General features: G+C 72.7%; 15 protein-coding genes. 8 read left to right on the forward strand and 7 right to left on the reverse strand.

The window, feature by feature from the left end:
- The first annotated feature begins 43 nt into the window (after nucleotides 1–43).
- The gene (locus IE287_RS25195; protein ID WP_189851466.1) at nucleotides 44–781 is read left to right on the forward strand and encodes a prepilin peptidase; all 738 of its coding nucleotides are present in this window, start codon (nucleotides 44–46) and stop codon (nucleotides 779–781) included.
- Between the two features lie 344 nt (nucleotides 782–1125).
- Here the strand turns inward: IE287_RS25195 and mgrA are convergent, their stop codons facing one another.
- Nucleotides 1126–2163 (reverse strand): L-glyceraldehyde 3-phosphate reductase, encoded by a 1038-nt coding sequence (gene mgrA / locus IE287_RS25200; protein WP_189851467.1) that lies wholly within the window; start codon nucleotides 2161–2163, stop codon nucleotides 1126–1128.
- A 130-nt stretch (nucleotides 2164–2293) separates the two neighbouring features.
- On the opposite strand from mgrA, the gene IE287_RS25205 reads away from it, so the two are divergent.
- From IE287_RS25205 to IE287_RS25225, 5 genes are all read left to right on the forward strand, one after another.
- Nucleotides 2294–3055 carry an isoprenyl transferase gene (locus IE287_RS25205; RefSeq protein ID WP_189851468.1) on the forward strand — a complete coding sequence of 254 codons (762 nt, stop codon included), beginning with the start codon at nucleotides 2294–2296 and terminating at the stop codon, nucleotides 3053–3055.
- 296 nt (nucleotides 3056–3351) lie between these two features.
- A complete protein-coding gene (phoH2, locus tag IE287_RS25210) occupies nucleotides 3352–4677 on the forward strand; it encodes an RNA 5'-3' helicase PhoH2 (RefSeq protein WP_189851469.1) in 1326 nt (441 codons plus the stop codon).
- 399 nt (nucleotides 4678–5076) lie between these two features.
- Nucleotides 5077–5799, forward strand: a complete 723-nt coding sequence (locus IE287_RS25215; protein ID WP_444545983.1) for an aggregation-promoting factor C-terminal-like domain-containing protein — start codon at nucleotides 5077–5079, stop codon at nucleotides 5797–5799.
- 298 nt (nucleotides 5800–6097) lie between these two features.
- Complete coding sequence (locus IE287_RS25220) at nucleotides 6098–7528, forward strand: AI-2E family transporter (protein ID WP_189851471.1); 1431 nt, start codon at nucleotides 6098–6100, stop codon at nucleotides 7526–7528.
- A complete protein-coding gene (locus tag IE287_RS25225; protein ID WP_189851472.1) occupies nucleotides 7525–8199 on the forward strand; it encodes a hypothetical protein in 675 nt (224 codons plus the stop codon). Before IE287_RS25220 ends, IE287_RS25225 begins: the two co-directional genes overlap by 4 nt.
- A 66-nt stretch (nucleotides 8200–8265) precedes the next feature.
- On the opposite strand, the gene IE287_RS25230 is transcribed toward IE287_RS25225, so the two are convergent.
- Nucleotides 8266–8799: an alkyl hydroperoxide reductase gene (locus IE287_RS25230; RefSeq protein ID WP_189851473.1), complete on the reverse strand. Its 534-nt coding sequence runs from the start codon at nucleotides 8797–8799 to the stop codon at nucleotides 8266–8268.
- A 2-nt stretch (nucleotides 8800–8801) separates the two neighbouring features.
- On the reverse strand, nucleotides 8802–9356 hold the full coding sequence (locus tag IE287_RS25235) for a peroxiredoxin (RefSeq protein WP_189851474.1): 555 nt from the start codon (nucleotides 9354–9356) through the stop codon (nucleotides 8802–8804).
- Nucleotides 9357–9489: 133 nt separating this feature from the next.
- Here IE287_RS25235 and IE287_RS25240 point away from each other — a divergent pair, with 133 nt between their 5' ends.
- Entirely contained in the window at nucleotides 9490–10464 is a 975-nt protein-coding gene (locus IE287_RS25240) for a LysR substrate-binding domain-containing protein (RefSeq protein ID WP_189851475.1), read from the forward strand.
- Between the two features lie 94 nt (nucleotides 10465–10558).
- Here the strand turns inward: IE287_RS25240 and IE287_RS25245 are convergent, their stop codons facing one another.
- From IE287_RS25245 to IE287_RS25255, 3 genes are read right to left on the reverse strand one after another with little or no spacing between them, the layout of a single operon-like run.
- Nucleotides 10559–12907, reverse strand: a complete 2349-nt coding sequence (locus tag IE287_RS25245) for an FtsX-like permease family protein (RefSeq protein WP_189851476.1) — start codon at nucleotides 12905–12907, stop codon at nucleotides 10559–10561.
- Entirely contained in the window at nucleotides 12904–13587 is a 684-nt protein-coding gene (locus IE287_RS25250) for an ABC transporter ATP-binding protein (protein ID WP_189851477.1), read from the reverse strand. The genes IE287_RS25245 and IE287_RS25250 overlap by 4 nt, the downstream gene beginning before the upstream one ends.
- Nucleotides 13584–14108: a PadR family transcriptional regulator gene (locus IE287_RS25255; RefSeq protein ID WP_189851478.1), complete on the reverse strand. Its 525-nt coding sequence runs from the start codon at nucleotides 14106–14108 to the stop codon at nucleotides 13584–13586. Before IE287_RS25255 ends, IE287_RS25250 begins: the two co-directional genes overlap by 4 nt.
- A gap of 295 nt (nucleotides 14109–14403) precedes the next feature.
- On the opposite strand from IE287_RS25255, the gene IE287_RS25260 reads away from it, so the two are divergent.
- Nucleotides 14404–16638: a transglycosylase domain-containing protein gene (locus IE287_RS25260; RefSeq protein WP_189851479.1), complete on the forward strand. Its 2235-nt coding sequence runs from the start codon at nucleotides 14404–14406 to the stop codon at nucleotides 16636–16638.
- A 69-nt stretch (nucleotides 16639–16707) separates the two neighbouring features.
- On the opposite strand, the gene IE287_RS25265 is transcribed toward IE287_RS25260, so the two are convergent.
- Nucleotides 16708–18633, reverse strand: a complete 1926-nt coding sequence (locus IE287_RS25265; RefSeq protein WP_189851480.1) for a SpoIIE family protein phosphatase — start codon at nucleotides 18631–18633, stop codon at nucleotides 16708–16710.
- Nucleotides 18634–18640 lie beyond the last annotated feature (7 nt).

The raw sequence follows: 18640 nt of genomic DNA on the forward strand, positions 1-18640 counted from the left end.
GACCCTAGACCCGATCGGCGCGACACCCCCTAGGGTTCGGCCCGTGGAGGCCTCGCTGATCGTTCTCGCCGCCCTCTGGGGCGCCGCCGCCGGGCTGCTCGTGCCGCGGGCCGCGTACCGGCTCTCCGTGGAGCCCGACGAGCCCTGGCGCGCGCTCTGCCCCGCGGGGCACCGGCTGGCGGGCCCGGCGGGCGGCTGGCTCGGCGGGCCGGGCCGGGCGGCGTGCGCGACGACACCCGCGCCGTTCGCCGTGCCGCTGCTGACCGCGGCGGTCTGCGCGATGCTGGCCGCGGCCACCGGAGGGCCCCGGCCCGAGCTCGCGGTCTGGCTGCTGGCCGCGCCGTTCGGGGTGCTGCTGGCCTGCGTGGACGTCCGGGTGCACCGGCTGCCGGACGGGCTGACCCTGCCGCTCGCGCTCGCCGTGCCGCTGCTGCTCGGGGCCGCCGAACTCCTCCCGTACGACGCCGGTTCCTGGACCCACGCGCTGCTCGGGACCCTCGTGCTCGGCGGCGGCTATCTGGCGCTGCACCTGATCAGCCCGCAGGGGCTGGGCTTCGGCGACGTGAAGCTGGCCCTGCCGCTGGGCGCGGCCCTCGGCTGGTACGGCTGGGGCGTGCTCTTCACCGGCGCCTTCCTCGGCTTCCTGCTGGGCGCGGGGTACGGCTTCGGGCGGGTGCTGCTCGGCCGGGCGGGCCGCTCCTCCGCGATCCCGTTCGGCCCCTTCATGCTGGCCGGCGCGGTCCTGGGCCTCGCCCTCGGCGCCTTCACCGCCGTGCCCTGAGCGCGGCCCCGGTCCGGTGCCGCGCCGGCCGCGCAGCGCCATGGAGCGGTCGCGGAGCGCCACGCCACCCGCGTCCACCAGGGGTGGCGTCAACGCGGAGCGGGTGGGGGGCGTTCCCCCGTCGGAGGGACGGAAGTCCGCCGCCACGCCGGGGCGCAAACCCGCCACGGACCCCCGGAACCCTTGGGGCGCCTGGGATCCGGGGAAATCCGCCGCCTTCGGTCGGCGCACGTGGCGCGCAGCCCGACTGGCGAAGGGTTATGGTGGAACCCCCCCCTCGGGCCGGTCCGTATCCCCCCCACGGACCGGCCCGTTTTCTTTTCCCGTCTCCCGGCGAGGGAGGGTCAGCCCCGACCGGCCCAGATGTTGGTGCCCTCGGTGTCGACGGCGAAGGAGTCGATCTCCTTCAGCTCCTCGTCCGTCAGCGGCGCGAAGGCCAGTGCCGCCACGTTCTCCTCCAGCTGCCCGACGCTCGACGCGCCGATCAGCGCCGAGGTCATCCGCGGGTCGCGCAGCACCCACGTCAGCGCCAGCTGGGCCAGCGACTGCCCGCGCCGCTCGGCGATGTCCGCGAGGCCGCGCAGGCGGCGGAGCACCTCGTCGGAGAGCAGGTTCGGGTCGAGGGACTTGCCCTGGGTGGCGCGCGAGCCCTCCGGGACGCCCTTCAGGTACTTGTTGGTGAGCAGGCCCTGGGCCAGCGGCACGAAGGAGATGCAGCCCATCCCGGCCGTCTCCAGGGTGTCCAGGAGGCCGTCGTCCTCGGTCCAGCGGTTGATCATCGAGTACGAGGGCTGGTGGATGAGGGCAGGGACGCCCATCTCCTTCAGGAGCCGCGCGGCCTCGGCGGTCTGCTCCGCGTTGTACGAGGAGACGCCGACGTACAGCGCCTTGCCCTGCCGGACCGCGGAGGCGAGCGCCCCCATGGTCTCCTCCAGCGGGGTCTCCGGGTCGAAGCGGTGCGAGTAGAAGATGTCGACGTAGTCGAGGCCCATCCGGTCCAGGGAGGCGTCGAGCGAGGACAGCAGGTACTTGCGGGAGCCCCACTCGCCGTACGGGCCGGGGTGCATCTCGTAGCCGGCCTTGGTGGAGACGATCAGCTCGTCCCGGTACGGGGCGAAGTCCTGGGCGAAGATCTTGCCGAAGTTCAGCTCGGCCGAGCCGGGCGGCGGGCCGTAGTTGTTCGCCAGGTCGAAGTGGGTGACGCCGAGGTCGAAGGCGCGGCGCAGGATCGCCCGCTGCGAGTCGAGCGTGCGGTCGTCGCCGAAGTTGTGCCAGAGGCCGAGGGAGACGGCGGGGAGCTTGAGCCCGCTGCGGCCCGAGCGGCGGTACTCCATGGAGTCGTAGCGCTCCGCGGCGGCGCGGTAGAGGGGGGATTCAGTCACGTATCTCTGCTTATCACGGACTTGTGACACACCCGTAAGGAGTTGTGACACTCCCGGGCTGGGACCCTTCATCCGACCGCAGTAGTGTGGCGGCTTGCGATCCGCCCGCCCATGGATGGGGTAAAGAACAGTGAACCTGCGCGACCTGGTGTACGGGCTCTACGCACGCCGGGTGGAAGGCCGCCTCGACCACGCCCAGGTGCCCAAGCACATCGGGGTCATCCTGGACGGCAACCGTCGCTGGGCCAAGGCGTCCGGGGGGACCCCCGAGCAGGGACACAAGGCCGGCGCGGACAAGATCCGGGAGCTCCTCGGCTGGTGCGCCGAGACCGACGTCGAGGTCGTCACGCTCTGGATGCTCTCCACGGACAACCTGAACCGCCCCGAGGAGCAGCTGGTGCCGCTGCTCGGGATCATCGAGGACGCCGTGAAGGCGCTCGCCTCCGACGGGCGCTGGCGGGTGCACCACGTCGGCACCATGGACCTGCTGCCGGCCCGGACCCAGACGGTCCTCAAGGAGGCCGAGGAGTCCACCCGCGGCAACGCCGGGATACTGGTCAACGTCGCCGTCGGCTACGGCGGCCGGCAGGAGATCGCGGACGCGGTCCGCTCCCTGCTCCTGGACCACGCGGAGCGCGGCACCGGCTTCGAGGAGCTGGCCGAGACCGTCTCCATCGACCTCATCTCGGAGCACCTGTACACGCGCGGCCAGCCCGACCCGGACCTGGTGATCCGCACCAGCGGCGAGCAGCGCCTGTCCGGTTTCATGCTGTGGCAGAGCGCTCACTCCGAGTACTACTTCTGCGAGGTCCACTGGCCGGCCTTCCGCAAGGTCGACTTCCTGCGGGCGCTGCGCGACTACGCCGCCCGGCACCGGCGCTACGGCTCCTGAGGCACGCGCCCCCCTGCCCCCGGGGGAGTCACCCGGCGTTCACGAACACGCCGTCACATGCCGTGGCATGGCCGGGAGTGTTCGAGGGAATAAGCCTGGTGAAGTGAGCGGCACGGAGACCGCCACCCGGGAGGCCCCTTGCACCAGGACGACCGTGCGGGACACGTACGGGAGAAGCGGAGGGCCGGTGTTCGGCCCGCGCTGGGCGGTCCGATCCCGGTCCCATTCCGCAGCGACAACGGTGATTCCGTCGCACCCCGGCCTCATACGGGTCTTCTGAGGGGGTCTGTCCTTCCGTGGTGACCAGCACGAAGCGCCGCCTTTCCGACCGGCGCACCTATGTTCTCGACACCAGCGTCCTGCTCGCCGACCCCAAGGCGATGTCCCGCTTCGAGGAGCACGAGGTCGTGCTCCCCATCGTCGTGGTGACCGAGCTGGAGGCGAAGAGGCACCACCCCGAGCTCGGCTACTTCGCCCGCCAGGCCCTGCGCCTGCTGGACGACTTCCGGGTCCGGTACGGGCGCCTGGACGCCCCCCTCCCCGTCGGGGAGCTGGGCGGCACGCTGCGGGTCGAGCTCAACCACTCCGACCCCGGCATCCTCCCGGCCGGCTACCGGCTGGGGGACAACGACTCCCGGATCCTCGCGGTCGCCCGCAACCTCCAGGCGGAGGGGTACGACGTCACCGTCGTCTCCAAGGACCTGCCGCTGCGCATCAAGGCGTCCTCGGTGGGCCTGCTCGCCGAGGAGTACCGCGCCGAGCTCGCCATCACGGACGCCAACGGGTGGACCGGGATGTCCGAGCTCACCCTCTCCGCCGAACAGATCGACCTGCTCTACGACCAGGAGCGGCTGTACGTGCCGGAGGCCTCCGAGCTGCCCGTGCACACCGGCCTGGTGCTCCAGTCGGAGCGCGGCAAGGCCCTCGCCCGGGTCGGCGCCGACGGGAACGTGCGGCTGGTCCGCGGCGACCGGGAGGCGTTCGGGATCCGGGGCCGCAGCGCCGAGCAGCGGATCGCCCTCGACCTGCTCCTCGACCCGGAGGTCGGGATCATCTCGATGGGCGGCCGGGCGGGCACCGGCAAGTCGGCGCTCGCGCTCTGCGCGGGCCTGGAGGCGGTCCTGGAGCGCCGTCAGCACCAGAAGGTGATGGTCTTCCGTCCGCTGTACGCGGTCGGCGGCCAGGAGCTCGGCTATCTGCCCGGCAGCGAGTCGGAGAAGATGAGCCCCTGGGCGCAGGCGGTCTTCGACACGCTCTCCGCGGTCGCCGGCCGCGAGGTGATCGAGGAGGTGCTGTCCCGGGGGATGCTGGAGGTCCTGCCCCTCACCCACATCCGGGGCCGCTCGCTCCACGACGCCTTCGTCATCGTCGACGAGGCCCAGTCCCTGGAGCGGAACGTCCTGTTGACCGTTCTGTCCCGTATCGGCGCGAATTCGCGGGTGGTCCTCACCCATGACGTGGCCCAGCGGGACAACCTGCGGGTGGGGCGGTACGACGGAGTCGTCGCCGTGGTCGAGAAGCTGAAGGGGCATCCGCTCTTCGCCCACGTCACCCTGACCCGCTCCGAGCGGTCCCAGATCGCGGCCCTCGTGACCGAGATGCTGGAGGACAGCCGCCTGTAAGGGGCAGGTGCCCGATTCATACCCTTTGGCTCCCGTAAGGGAGTTGGCGCCGCCCGGCGAAGCGCAGGAGCTTAGCCGGGCGGCGCCCCCGTGTCCGCAACATCCGTCAAAACACCGGTGCCCGAAGAGGTGTGAGCTTTCACACGCAACACGGAATTGCCTTGCGGCGTCCCGGTCCGGCAAAGTCTTGCTTCCGTCAGGCCCCGCATACGGCACCCGTGCACCCTCGATGCTCTCGAAGGCGCACAGCAGCACCGCACAACTCCACAATCGACGCCGCATGCCGCCCACAGCACCACGGGCCCGTGTCTTCTGTGACCCGGTACGACGAAGACCAGCGCGAGGGGCACGATTTCGCCCGCGTGGTCACCGCTGCGGGTGATGCTGGAAGGAAACCGTGTGAGCCGGATCTCGGTCCGGGGATTCGCGGTGGCGTCAGCCACTGCGGTCACCACCGTCGGTGCCGTCGTCGGAGTTGCCACGGGCAACGCCGCGCAGGCCACCTCGGACGACAACTTCGAGGCCGCCGCGGCCGACAGCACGCTGCTCGCGGACATCCCCGCGGGCGCGCAGGCACAGGTACAGGTCGCCTCCCTCGCGGAGCAGGCCGACGTCCAGGCCGCCGCCGCCGACGCCACCGCGCGCAAGGGCGCCGAAGAGGCCGCGCGCCTCAAGGCCGCCGAGGACGCGGAGGCGAAGAAGAAGGCCGCCGACGAGAAGGCCGAGAAGGAGAAGAAGGAGCGCGAGGAGCGGGAGGCCCGCGAGAAGGCCGAGCGCGCCAGCCGCGACGCCGTCCGCGACGCGTCGAGCTTCGCCGCCCAGGGCTCCTACTCCGTCTCCGAGGTCAAGGCGATCGCCCGCCAGATGGTCCCGGCCTCGCAGTTCCAGTGCTTCAGCAACATCGTGGACCACGAGTCCACCTGGAACTACCGGGCGCAGAACCCGTCGTCCGGCGCCTACGGCCTCGTCCAGGCGCTGCCGGGCAGCAAGATGTCCTCGGCCGGCGCCGACTGGCAGACCAACCCCGCCACCCAGATCAAGTGGGGCCTCAGCTACATGAACGGCCGCTACGGCAGCCCTTGCGGCGCCTGGTCGTTCTGGCAGGCCAACCGCTGGTATTAGGGCCTGTCTGACCATTCCCGTCGGGTCCGGCCCGCCCGGCAGGCACTCCCCCGTAGCCCTTCGGGCACGGGAGGTGCCCCCATGCCGCACGGCCGAAACGCCCGAGTAGCTCGGCTACGAGGGCGCCCCGGCCGCACGCCGATCGCACGCACCGGACGACCCGGCCTGATCCGACGCCCATGGTCAGACAGGCCCTAGGGCCGCGCGCGCTCAACCCCAGGAAGCCCCGCACCGTCCTACGGTGCGGGGCTTCCTGCGTGTAGGTTGCCAGGGACCGAACGGGGGGAAGAAGGACGAGATGTCAAGACTGCCAGGATGGCTGAGCCGACTGGGCGAGGGCATCAGCCGCATGGGGAGCGAGCTGGAGGCCCGGCACGCCGAGGCCGCGGGGGACACGCCCGACGGACCGCCGTACGAGCGCCCGCCGGCGACGGCGGCCCCGGAGCGTCCGGACGGCCCGGCGAAGACCGCCACGGCCGCCGCGGGCGACGCCGGCTCCGCCGCGGCGGTCGCCGTCGCCGAGGGCCGTACCGTCCCCGCCCCGCCGGCCTACGCCCCGGCCGTCCCCGCCCGTCCCGACCCGGTGTCCGCCATCCCGTGGGGACTGCGGGTCGCCGGCGAGGCCGGCTGGCGGCTGCTCGTCCTCGCCGGGACCGTCTGGGTGCTGATGCGGGTCATCAGCTCCGTCCAGCTCGTCGTCCTCGCCTTCGTCGCCGCCCTCCTGGTCACCGCGCTGCTCCAGCCGACCGTGGCGCGGCTGCGGACCATGGGCGTGCCGCGCGGGCTGGCCACGGCCATCACCGCCATCTCCGGCTTCGTCGTGATGGGGCTGGTCGGCTGGTTCGTGGTGTGGCAGGTGATGGACAACATCGACAACCTCACCGACCGGGTCAGGGACGGCATCGAGGAGCTGAAGCGCTGGCTCCTCGACAGCCCCTTCCACGTGACCGAGCGCCAGATCAACGACATCGCCAAGAACCTCAGCGACACCATCGGCGCCAACGCCGAGCAGATCACCTCCGCCGGCCTCCAGGGCGTCACCGTCATCGTCGAGACCATGACCGGCATCCTGCTGGCCATGTTCTCCACCCTCTTCCTGCTCTACGACGGGAAGAAGGTCTGGGAGTGGACGCTGAAGCTCGTCCCGGCGCAGGCCAGGCCCGGGGTCGCCGGCGCCGGTCCGCGCGCCTGGCGCACCCTCACCGCCTATGTGCGCGGCACCGTCCTGGTCGCCCTCATCGACGCCGTCTTCATCGGCCTGGGCCTCTACTTCCTCGACGTGCCGATGGCGGTCCCGCTCGCCGTCTTCATCTTCCTCTTCGCCTTCATCCCGCTGGTCGGAGCCGTCATCTCCGGCGCCCTCGCCGTGCTGGTCGCCCTCGTCACCAACGGCGTCTTCACCGCGCTGATGGTGCTGGTGGTGGTCCTCGCCGTGCAGCAGATCGAGGGCCACGTCCTCCAGCCGTTCATCCTCGGCCGGGCCGTCCGCGTCCACCCGCTGGCCGTGGTCCTCGCGGTCGCCGCGGGCGGACTGACGGCCGGCATCGGCGGTGCCGTCGTCGCCGTCCCGCTCGTCGCGGTCTCCAACACCGTCGTCGGCTACCTGAAGGCGTGGAGCCACGAGCCGGCACTGCTCACCAGCCCCGAGCCGCGCGGCGCGACCGCCTTCGAGGTGGCGCCGACGCCGGCGCCCGGATCGCCGGAGCGCGGGCGGAAGGGGAAGGCGTGATCTCGGAGCCCGAACTGGAGGGCGGTGCCCCCTTCGTGACCGCCGAGGTCCTGACGGAGGAGCGGCCGCCGCGCCCGCCCCGGGGCCGCCGGCCCTGGCTGTGGGCGTTCGGCGGCGCCGTGCTCGCCTCGGCGGTGTGGGGCGCGGGGCTGTACGCGTACGGAGCGGGGCAGCGCGACGAGGGCGTGGAGCTGGGCGGGTACCGGCCGGTCGAGGAGCTGTGCGAGCGGGCCGGGCTGGAGGGCCTGTCCGTCGTCCTCGGCAAGCGCGGCACGGCGGGCATCGGGCCGTTCCTGGACGAGCCGGTGCTGAGCGAGAGCTCCTGCTTCGTCAGCTTCGGCGAGGGCGACCGCGAGCAGGGTGCCTCCGTCACGTACACCCTGCACAAGAAGGCCGACCCCGAGGTCGAGTTCGCCGCGCGGGCGAAGTACTCCGACCTCTTCGAGCCGATCGCCGGCGTCGGCGAGCAGGCGTTCTTCGGCGACCGGGGCGAGGACGGCGGCACGCTGCGGGTGCTCGACGGGCAGGCGGTGGTCCAGATCGAGGTCCACCGCAACTACTACGAGGACGAGGACGGCGAGATGGCCGAGGCGGTCGGCCCCGACCTCTCCGGGATCGACGTCCCGATGACCCAGGACCTCCTCGCGCTGCTCGCGGCGCTCAAGAAGTAGCCGGACACGGCGGAGGGGCCCCGGAGCGATCCGCTCCGGGGCCCCTCCGCCGTGAGGCTCCGCCGACTACTCGGCGAGGACGGCCTCCGCGTCCAGGGTGACGGCGACCGCCTGGATCACCGAGGCGATCTTGAACGCCTCCTGGATCGTCTCGCGGTCGACGCCGGCCTTGCGCAGGACCTGCTCGTGCGAGTCCAGGCACTGGCCGCAGCCGTTGATCGCGGAGACGGCGAGCGACCAGAGCTCGAAGTCGACCTTCTCGACGCCCGGGTTGCCGATGACGTTCATCCGCAGGCCGGCCCGCATCGTCCCGTACTCGGGGTCCGACAGCAGGTGCCGGGTCCGGTAGAAGACGTTGTTCATCGCCATGATGGCGGCGGCGGACTTGGCGGCCTGGTACGCCTCGGGCTTCAGGTTCGCCTGGGCCTCGGGCTCCAGCTCCCTCAGCACCTTCGGCGAGCGCGAGGCGATCGCGCAGGCCAGCACGGTGCCCCACAGCTGCTGCTGCGGGAGCTCGCTGTTGCCGATGACCGAGCCGAGGTTCAGCTTCAGGTCCTTGGCGAAGTCCGGTATGGCGGACTTGAGCTCATCGAGGGCCATGCTCACTCACCGGCCAGGAGCTTGCCGGCGTCCAGGGTGTCCTCGCCCTTGGTCCAGTTGCAGGGGCAGAGCTCGTCGGTCTGCAGGGCGTCGAGGACCCGCAGGACCTCCTTGGGGTTACGGCCCACGGAGCCGGCGGTCACCATGGTGAACTGGATCTCGTTGTTCGGGTCCACGATGAAGACGGCGCGCTGGGCGAAGCCGTCCTCGCCCCGGACGCCGCAGTCGCTCATGAGCTCGTGCTTCGAGTCGGCGAGCATCGGGAAGGGCAGGTCGCGCAGATCGGCGTGGTCCTTGCGCCAGGCGTGGTGCACGAACTCGGAGTCGCCGGAGACGCCGAGGATCTGGGCGTCGCGGTCCGCGAACTCGTCGTTCAGCTTGCCGAAGGCGGCGATCTCGGTCGGGCAGACGAAGGTGAAGTCCTTCGGCCAGAAGAACACCACGCGCCACTTGCCCTCGTAGGACTTGTGGTCGATCTGCGCGAACTCCTTGCCGCTCTCCAGCGACACGCAGGCGGTCAGGTCGTAGGTGGGGAACTGGTCACCGACAGTGAGCACGCGCTCTCCTTGCAGCATGGAAGGATCCCTTTTGGGGGCTTCCGTGAGGGGTTGGACGGTTCACAGCATGGCACGCAGTGCATTGATCAGTGAAATAGCTAGAGTGGGTCGTGTTGATCGAAGGTGGTTATCAGTGGCTTCCCCGTACGCCCCTCAGCACGCCCCCCAGCGGGCCAAGCAGCCCAGCCTCTCCCAGCTCAGGGCCTTCACCGCGGTCGCCGAGCACCTGCACTTCCGTGACGCGGCGGCCGCCATCGGGATGAGTCAGCCCGCGCTCTCGGGCGCGGTTTCGGCTCTCGAAGAGGCACTCGGTGTCCAGCTCCTGGAGCGGACCACCCGCAAGGTGCTGCTCTCGCCCGCCGGCGAGCGGCTCGCGGTCCGCGCCCGGGCCGTCCTCGACGCGGTCGCCGAGCTGATGGACGAGGCGGAGGGCGCGCGCGCCCCCTTCACCGGCGTCCTCCGGCTGGGCGTCATCCCGACCGTCGCGCCCTACCTGCTGCCGGCCGTGCTGCGCCTGATCCACCGCCGCTACCCGGAGCTCGACCTCCAGGTGCACGAGGAGCAGACCTCCTCCCTCCTGGAGGGCCTGGCCGCGGGCCGCCTCGACCTGCTGCTCCTCGCCGTGCCGCTCGGCGTGCCCGGCGTCACCGAGCTCCCGCTCTTCGACGAGGACTTCGTGCTGGTCACCGCGGAGGGGCACCCGTTGGCCGGGCGGGACGACATCCCGCGCGAGGCCCTCAGGGAGCTGCGGCTGCTCCTCCTCGACGAGGGGCACTGCCTGCGCGACCAGGCCCTCGACGTGTGCCGGGAGGCCGGGCGCGAGGACGGCGCCGAGGTCACCACCACCGCGGCCGGCCTCTCCACCCTGGTCCAGCTGGTCGCCGGCGGCCTCGGCGTGACCCTGCTGCCGAGGACGGCCGTCACCGTCGAGACCGCCCGCAACACCGCCCTGTGCACGGGCCTCTTCACCGCCCCGGCACCCACCCGCCGGGTCGCCCTCGCCATGCGGTCCGGAGCGGCCCGGCAGGCCGAGTTCGAGGAGCTGGCCGAGGCGCTGCGCGAGGAGCTGGAGTCGCTTCCCGTACGGGTGCTGGGCGCGGGTTCCTGACCCCCGGGGCGGTCCGTGCGCGACGGGGCGCGGGTTCCCGGCACCCCCCGGTGCCGGGAACCCGCGCCCTTCCCCCGTACATCCGTCCGGCGGGTTACTCCGTGCGCAGCCCGTCCGCGCGCATCAGCCGCCACAGCAGGGGCAGGCTCAGCAGCGTCACCGCCGCGATGAGGCCGGCCCCGACGCCGACGACCGGCAGGAAGACCCACCAGTCCTGCACCCGCTGGCCTGTCATCGCCAGCAGGACCGATCCGAGACCGATGCCGCCGGCCACCGCGAGGGCGAGGCCGACGCCGATCGGCACCGCCGTCTGCCACAGCACCGACCAGCTCAGGGTCGTGCGCCGGGTGCCGAAGGCGACCAGCGAGGAGAGCAGCCGCTTGCGGTCGCGCAGCTGCTCCAGGGTCGCGACCAGCAGCGAGGCCGCGACGAGCAGCATCGTCAGGGTCGAGCCGACGAGGATGCCGGTGCGCACGCTGAGGAAGCGGGAGCTCTGCTCGGTGTCGCTCAGCCCGCGGACGGTGGCGGTCGGGTCGATCGCCAGGGCCGCGTTCCGCACCAGCTCGGGGGCGTCCGGGGAGGCCGGGTCGAAGCGCACCATCACCTCGGCGGAGGGGTCGTCGAGCTGCCGCACGTCGAGGGAGCCGGTGGTGGCGAGGAGGCCGTAGCGGTGCAGGCCGGCCGGGTCGCGGCGGGCCTCCACCTTCCGGGCGTCCGCGGGGATCCGCCACGTCGGCACGGTCCCCCGCCGGTCCGGGTCGCGGAGCGCGACCTCGGCGCCGGGGCGGGCGGTCTGCTCGATCCAGGTCGCGTCCGGGGCGTCGGTGGCGCCCTTCGGCGGGAGGGCCACGAAGACGTCGCCGTCCGCGCAGGACGGCAGCACGGCGTACTCGCGGAGCGAGGCGCAGTCGCCGACGGAGAGCTGGGTGATCGGGGCGAAGTCCTCGCCCTCGCGCAGCGGTCCCGGCCGGAAGACGTGCGCGTCGGTGGTGCCGATCACGCGCGTGACGCCGTCGACGGAGGCGAGCCGGTCGATGGTCCGCCGGGCCTCGTCGCCGTCCCGGGCGTCCAGCGAGGTCTGGAGCTGGGCCCGGGTGGTGTCGTGGCCGGTGAGGGAGGTGAAGTCCCGCTCCATTGCCTGGAAGAGCATCTGGAGCGCGATCGCCCCGGCCGCCGCGACCACGATGCCGCTGACCGCGCGGGCGGCGGTGCCGCTGGACAGCTGGAGCCGGCGGACCGCGAGCTGCCAGGAGACCGGACCGCCGCGCAGCCGCTTCACCACCGCCTCGACGAGCCACGGCAGCAGACCGGTCAGGCCGACGAGGACGAGGACGGTGCCGCCGCCGATGGCGACGGTGTCGATGGCGGTGTCCTCCATCCGGATGCCGCCGACCGTCGGGGCGAGCAGCGCGGCCCCGGCGGCCAGGATCAGCACCCGCCACCACAGCCGGCGGCGGCGCGGGGTCGCGGCGCGGACCACGCCCAGCGGTTCGATGGCCACCCCGCGCAGGGCGAAGAGGGTGACGACGACGGAGGCCACCGGCACCACGGCGAGGACGAGCAGGGCGAGCGCGGCGTGCGGGACGACGTCGGACGGGAAGGCGTTGACGTCCCAGATCTCGACGGCCCCGGCGAACTGCCGGGAGACCAGGAAGAGTCCCGCGCCGACGACGAGGCCGAGCAGCGCCCCGGCGAGGGACTCGCCGGCCGCGATCCGCCGGGTGGTGCCGTTGTCCGCGCCGACGAGCCGGAGCGCGGCGAGCCTGCGGTCGCGCTGCTCGCCGCCGAAGCGGGCGGCGGTGGCGATGAAGACGAGGACGGGCAGCAGCAGCACCACGTACGCGATGACGACGAGGAGCAGCAGGAAGGCGTTCATCGGCTCCTCCGGCACCGACCAGCCGTAGCGCTCGGCGCGCCCGTCGTAGTTGTCGGTGGTGAGGAAGCCTGCGTGGGCCACGTACCGCAGTTCGTTCGGGCCGATGAGTCCGGCCTCGCCGATCGTCCCGGCCACCTCGTAGGGGAGCCGTTCCTTCAGGAGGGCGCCGTCGGGGGAGTCGAGCAGCCGGCCGAGGGCGGGGGAGACGAGCATCTCGCCCTCGGCGGGCATCCCGGCCGTGCCGGGCGGCGTCGGGGCCTTCGGGCCCTCCGGTTTGAGCAGCAGACCGCTGAGGGCGGTGCCCCGGTAGGAGCTGTGCTGCGTGTAGTGGAGGAAGGTGTCGGGGCGGGGGGCCTCGATCTCGTGGGCGGCGTCGGCGGCGCGGGCCGCCTCCCGGACCTCGCGCTGGAAGAGCATGCTCGGCAGCGAGGAGGCGAGCAGGAGCAGGGCCACCCCGAAGCCGACCCCGGCCGCGGTGAGCAGGGTGCGCAGCAGTCCGGAGCGGCCGCCGGTGAGGGCGAAGCGGGCGCCGAGGGTCAGGTCGCGGCCCCAGGTGCTCGGTGTCATGCCGCCCACTCCGTGTCCCGGACCGAGCCGTCGCGGACGACGACCTCGCGGTCGGACCAGGCGGCGACGCGGGCCTCGTGGGTGACGAGGACGACGGCGGCGCCGGTGTCCCGGGAGGCCTCGGTGAGCAGGCGCATGACCCGCTCGCCGTTGAGGGAGTCGAGGGCGCCGGTCGGCTCGTCGGCGAAGATCACGCGGGGGGCGGTGACCAGGGCGCGGGCCACGGCGACCCGCTGGCCCTGGCCGCCGGATATCTCGCCCGGGCGCTTGTCCGCGGTGTCGTCGACCTCCAGGCGGGCGAGCCATTCGACGGCCCGCGCCTCGGCGGCCTTCCGCTTCTCGCCGTTCAGCCGGAGCGGCAGGGCCACGTTCTCCGCGCAGCTCAGCTCGGGGACGAGCTGGCCGAACTGGAAGACGAAGCCGAAGTCGGTGCGGCGCAGGGCGCTGCGGGCGGTGTCGGAGAGGGCGGTGAGGTCGCGCCCGTCGTAGGCGAGGGTGCCCGCGTCGGGGCGGACGATGCCGGCGAGGCAGTGCAGCAGGGTGGACTTGCCGGAGCCGGAGGGTCCCATGACCGCGACGACCTCGCCGGCGCGCAGCGCGAAGTCCGCGCCGGAGAGCGCCGGGGTGGCGCCGTAGGCCTTGGTCAGGCCGGTGGCCCTGAGGAGGGGTTCGGTGGTCATCGGCGGACCTCCGCGGCGAGCCGGTCGAGACGGGCGGCGGTCAGTTCCAGCCAGCGCAGGTCCGCCTCCAGGTGGAAGAGGGCGTGGTCGCAGATGAGCTGGTCGGCGAGGTCGCCGTCCTTCTTGCGGCGGGTGAGCTCGCGCATCAGGCGCAGGTGCTCGGCGCGCTGGGTGTCGAGCAGTTCGGCGGCCCCGCGGCCGGTCAGCAGCGCGAGGACGACCTTGGTGTAGAGGGTGGACTGGAGGTACGGCTCCGGCTTCTCGGGGGTCGCGAGCCACCGGGCGACGTCGGTGATGCCGGCGTCGGTGATCGCGTACCGCTTGCGTTCGGGGCCGCCGCCGGGTTCGACGCCGTCGACGACGACGAGGCCGTTCTTCAGGAGGCGGGACATCGTCGAGTAGACCTGGCCGTAGTGGAGCGGCCGGTCGTGGCCGAACCGCTCGTCGAAGGCGCGCTTGAGGTCGTAGCCGTGGCGCGGGCCCGTTTCGAGGAGTCCGAGAAGGGTGTGACCGATGGACATGACGCCACTGTACACGCGGTGTATACGCACGCTGTATAGCGGCGCGGAGGGCGGTGGGGCCGGAGGGGGCGAGGGGCGGGCGACCCCGCTCACCGAAGCGGAACCGATCCTTCACGCAACCATCACGTCCGCCCGGGCGTCGGTTCCCCTGGGAGTGGGTGCTGATTCTCACGTCCCGAAAAGGCGTGATCGGTTGCCCTATGTCCGCACTGTCGGTGTTAGCTGTCTGAGCTGATCCGGCGGTGACGCCGGGTCAAGGGCGACGGGACACACGACGAGCGGAGCGAAGCGGGACATGGGCCGACCGGACAAGAAGGCGAAGAAACGGGGCATACGCCGCCTCTTCACCTGGAGGAAGCTGCTGGGCACCTTCCTCCTGCTCTGCCTGGTCGGCGCGGGCGGCCTCTACACCGTCTACCTGCTCGTCCCCGTCCCCACGGCCAACGCCGAGGCGACCATGCAGAGCAACATCTACACGTACTCCAACGGCAAGATCCTCGCCCGCACCGGCGAGATCAACCGCGAGATCGTGGGCCTGGACAAGATCCCGCTCCCCGTCCAGCGGGCCTTCGTCGCCGCCGAGAACAAGACCTTCTACAAGGACAACGGCGTCGACCTCAAGGGCACCACCCGGGCGGCCTGGAACACCCTCACCGGCAAGGGCAAGCAGGGCGGCTCCACGATCACCCAGCAGTACGTCAAGAACTTCTACCTGAGCCAGGACCAGACGGCGACCCGCAAGCTCAAGGAAATGATCATCGCGGTCAAGGTCGACCAGGAGCGGGAGAAGAGCGAGATCCTCGCCGGCTACATCAACACCAGCTACTACGGCCGCTCCTCCTACGGCATCCAGGCCGCCGCCCGCGCCTACTACGGCGTCGACGCCTCCCGGCTGACCACCGCCCAGGGCGCCTACCTCGCCTCCCTGCTCCAGGCCCCCAACCAGTACGACTGGACCTCGGCCAGCGCCACCGGCCGCAAGCTCGTCGAGGAGCGCTGGAACTACGTCCTCGACAACATGGTCGAGATGGACTGGCTCCCCGCCGCCGAGCGCGCCGGCCTGAAGTTCCCCGTCCCGCGCGCGCCCAAGCCGCTCCCCGGCATGGAGGGCCAGACCGGCTACATCGTCGAGGCCGCCAACCAGGAGCTGATGCGCCAGGGCGTCAGCGAGGAGGACATCAAGGCCGGCGGCTGGACCATCACCCTCAACGTCGACGAGCAGAAGCAGAAGGACCTCGTCGCCGCCGTCGACAAGCAGCTGGAAGACAAGATCGACCGCAAGGGCGACAAGAAGGCCGCCACCGTCCAGGCCGGCGCCACCTCCGTCGACCCCAGGACCGGCGGGGTCGTCGCGATGTACGGCGGCGTCGGCGCCACCGAGCACTGGATGTCCAACGCCACCCGGCGCGACTACCAGCCCGCCTCCACCTTCAAGCCGATCGTCCTCGCCTCCGCCGTCGACAACGGCTCCACCACCCAGGACGGGCGGAAGATCGGCCTGGGCACGGTCTACGACGGCACCAGCAAGCGGAAGGTCGTCGGCAGCCCCATCCCCTTCTCCCCCGAGAACGAGGACGACCGGTCCTACGGCCCTGTCACCGTCCAGAAGGCCACCAACAGCTCGATCAACTCGGTCTACGCCCAGATGATCGTCGACGTCGGCTTCGACCGGACCAAGAAGACCGCCCTCGCCCTCGGCATGAAGGACGGCCAGGACTTCGGCGAGTCCCCCGCCATGTCGCTCGGCACCATGGGCGCCTCCACCCTCGACATGGCCGGCGTCTACGCGACCCTCGACAACCACGGCAAGAAGGTCGTCCCCGCCCTCGTCAAGTCCGCCCGGCACCACGACCGCCAGGTCGACGTCGTCAAGCAGACCGGCGAGCAGGTCATCAGCCGCAAGGCCGCCGACACCGTCACCAAGGCCATGACCGGCGTCGTCCGCAACGGCTCCGGCGCCCGCGCCGCCGGCGACTACGAGGCCGCCGGCAAGACCGGCACCTCCGAGAACAACCGGTCCGCCTGGTTCGTCGGCTACACCCCCGAACTGGTCACCGCCGTCGCCCTGTTCGGCGAGGACACCTCCGGCAGGATCGCCGAACAGGTCACCCTCACCGACTCCATCGAGCCCGGCCGCGCCAACGGCGGCCGCTTCCCCGCCCTGATCTGGGGCGAGTACACCGAGCGCGCCCTGAACGGCGGCTCGGACGCCGAGTTCGACCTGGAGACCGGCTACTCCGGCGGCTACGACGAGCCGACCCGGACCGCGAGCCCGACCCCGAGCGACGAGCCGACCGAAGAGCCGACCCGGGCCACGACGACCCCGCCCGCCCCCACCACCACGGCTCCGACCGCCCCGCCGACCGCCACGACGCCCCCGCCGACCCCCACCCGGGAGACCACCACCGCCCCGGAGCCCACCGAGGAACCCACCAGGGAACCCACCAACACCGCGACGATCCAGCCGCCCGACATCGAACTCCCCGGCGGGGACGGCTCCACGCCCGACCGCACCCGGCAGCCCCGCTGACCGCGTCCGTACGGCGAAGGCCGGCCCCCTCCCGAGGGGGCCGGCCTTCGCCGTACGGACGCGCCGGGATCAGGCCCGGGTCGCCAGCTCGAACCAGACGACCTTGCCGCCCGACAGCCGGGTCGCCCCCCACCGCCGCGCCAGCCGGTTCACCAGGAACAGGCCGCGCCCGCCCTCGTCCGTCTCCCGCGCCCGCCGCTGCCGGGGCAGCTGCGGGGAGTCGTCGCCGACCTCGCAGCGCAGCACGTCGGTCCGCAGCAGCCGCAGGGTCACCGGCCGCTCCGCGTACCGCACCGCGTTGGTCACGACCTCGCTGATCAGCAGCTCCACCGAGTCCGTCAGCTCCTCCAGGTCCCAGCGGGCCAGCGCCCGCCGGGCCAGCCGGCGGGCCCGGCCCGGGGCCGCGTCCTCCGGTTCCAGGAACCAGTACGCCACGTCGCTCGGCGCGATCCCGTCGAAGCGGGCCGCGAGCAGCGCGATGTCGTCGTCCCGGTCGCCGGGCCCGAGCATGTCGAGCACGTCGTCGCAGAGCGCCTCCAGCGGCGGAGCGTGGTCGGGTCCGGTCAGCTGGGCCGCCGCCGCGAGCCGCTCCCGCAGCTGCTCGATCCCGGTCCACACGTCCCGCAGCCGGGACTCCACCAGGCCGTCGGTGTACAGCAGCAGCGTCGCGCCCGCCGGGGCGTCCAGCTCGACCGCCTCGAAGTCGACGCCGCCGACCCCGATCGGCGCGCCCGCGGGCACCCGCAGCACCTCGGCGCGCCCGTCGAGGTGGAGCAGTATCGGCGGCGGATGGCCCGCGTTGGCCACCGTGATCCGGTGCGAGACCGGGTCGTAGACCGCGTACATGCAGGTCGCCATCCGGTTCTCGCCGAGCCGCTGGGCCTGCTCGTCGAGGTGGTGCAGCACCTCCTGCGGGGGCAGGTCGAGCCCTGCCAGGGTCTGCGCGGTGGTGCGCAGCTGGCCCATGATCGCGGCCGAGGTCATGGAGTGCCCCATGACGTCGCCGACGACCAGCGCGACCCGGCTGCCGGGCAGCGGGATCGCGTCGTACCAGTCGCCGCCGACCCGGGCGGTCTCGGCCGCCGGCAGGTAGCGGGAGGCGAGCTTGACGCCGGTCGGCTGCGGCAGCGAGTCCGGCAGCATGGTGCGCTGGAGCTCGTCCGCGATGTACGCCTCCCGGCCGTAGAGCACCGCCTTGTCGATGCCGAGCGCCGTGTGGGTGGCCAGCTGGGCGCCGACGAGCAGGTCGTCCGGATCGAAGGCGGGCTGTTCGGGGCGGCGCAGGAAGACGGCGGCGCCGATCACCCGGCGACGGCCGCGCAGCGGCGCCAGTATGGCCCGCAGCCCGCGCGGCAGCGGGTGGTCCCGGCCGAGGAGCTCGCCGAGGGCGGTCCGGGCGGCCGCGGAGTCGCCGAAGACCGGCCGGACCCCGCGCAGCACCTCGGAGAGGGCGCTGCCGGAGCGCACCTCGCACAGTTCGGCGGCCGGGGTCGGGTCGGGATCGGGTACGAGGAGGAGCTCGTCGCCCTCCAGGTCGGGAGTTAACCGCAGCCGGTCGGTGCGGCGCAGCCGCAGCACGAAGGGGGCCACCGGGCGCTCGTCGCCCACCGGGAGCGGGTCGCGCAGGTAGACGAGGATCTCGTCGGAGAAGGTCGGTACGGTGGCGCGGCAGAGGCCGAGCACGATCTCGTCGAGATCGAGGCCGCGGGCGATCCGCCGGGTCGCGGCGCCGACGAACCGCAGCCGGTCGCCCTCGCGGCGCCCGGCCGGGACCGTGCCGGGGGAGACGGCGACGGCGACCGCGGGCGCGGACGGCCCGGGCTGCGGCGCCGGGGTCCCGGTCTGCGCGGGCGGCTCCGGGGCGGGCGCCGGGGGCTGCGCGGGGATGTCCGACGGCAGGCCCGCGGGCGCGGCCTCCTGGCGGGGTCGCGCCTGTTCCTGGGGCCGGTCGGCCAGGGGCTGCCGGCCTTCGTGGGAGGTGGGATGCTCCGTCACGCGTGGG

It is taken from the genome of Streptomyces omiyaensis (genome assembly GCF_014650895.1).
GTDB lineage: Bacteria > Actinomycetota > Actinomycetes > Streptomycetales > Streptomycetaceae > Streptomyces > Streptomyces omiyaensis.

What these genes read in the sequence shown, in the direction of transcription:
- IE287_RS25220 (WP_189851471.1), top strand. Translation starts at nt 6,098, where the DNA reads ATGTCAAGACTGCCAGGATGGCTGAGCCGACTGGGCGAGGGCATCAGC.
- IE287_RS25230 (WP_189851473.1), bottom strand. Translation starts at nt 8,799, where the DNA reads ATGGCCCTCGATGAGCTCAAGTCCGCCATACCGGACTTCGCCAAGGAC.
- IE287_RS25245 (WP_189851476.1), bottom strand. Translation starts at nt 12,907, where the DNA reads ATGACACCGAGCACCTGGGGCCGCGACCTGACCCTCGGCGCCCGCTTC.
- IE287_RS25250 (WP_189851477.1), bottom strand. Translation starts at nt 13,587, where the DNA reads ATGACCACCGAACCCCTCCTCAGGGCCACCGGCCTGACCAAGGCCTAC.
- IE287_RS25255 (WP_189851478.1), bottom strand. Translation starts at nt 14,108, where the DNA reads ATGTCCATCGGTCACACCCTTCTCGGACTCCTCGAAACGGGCCCGCGC.
- IE287_RS25260 (WP_189851479.1), top strand. Translation starts at nt 14,404, where the DNA reads ATGGGCCGACCGGACAAGAAGGCGAAGAAACGGGGCATACGCCGCCTC.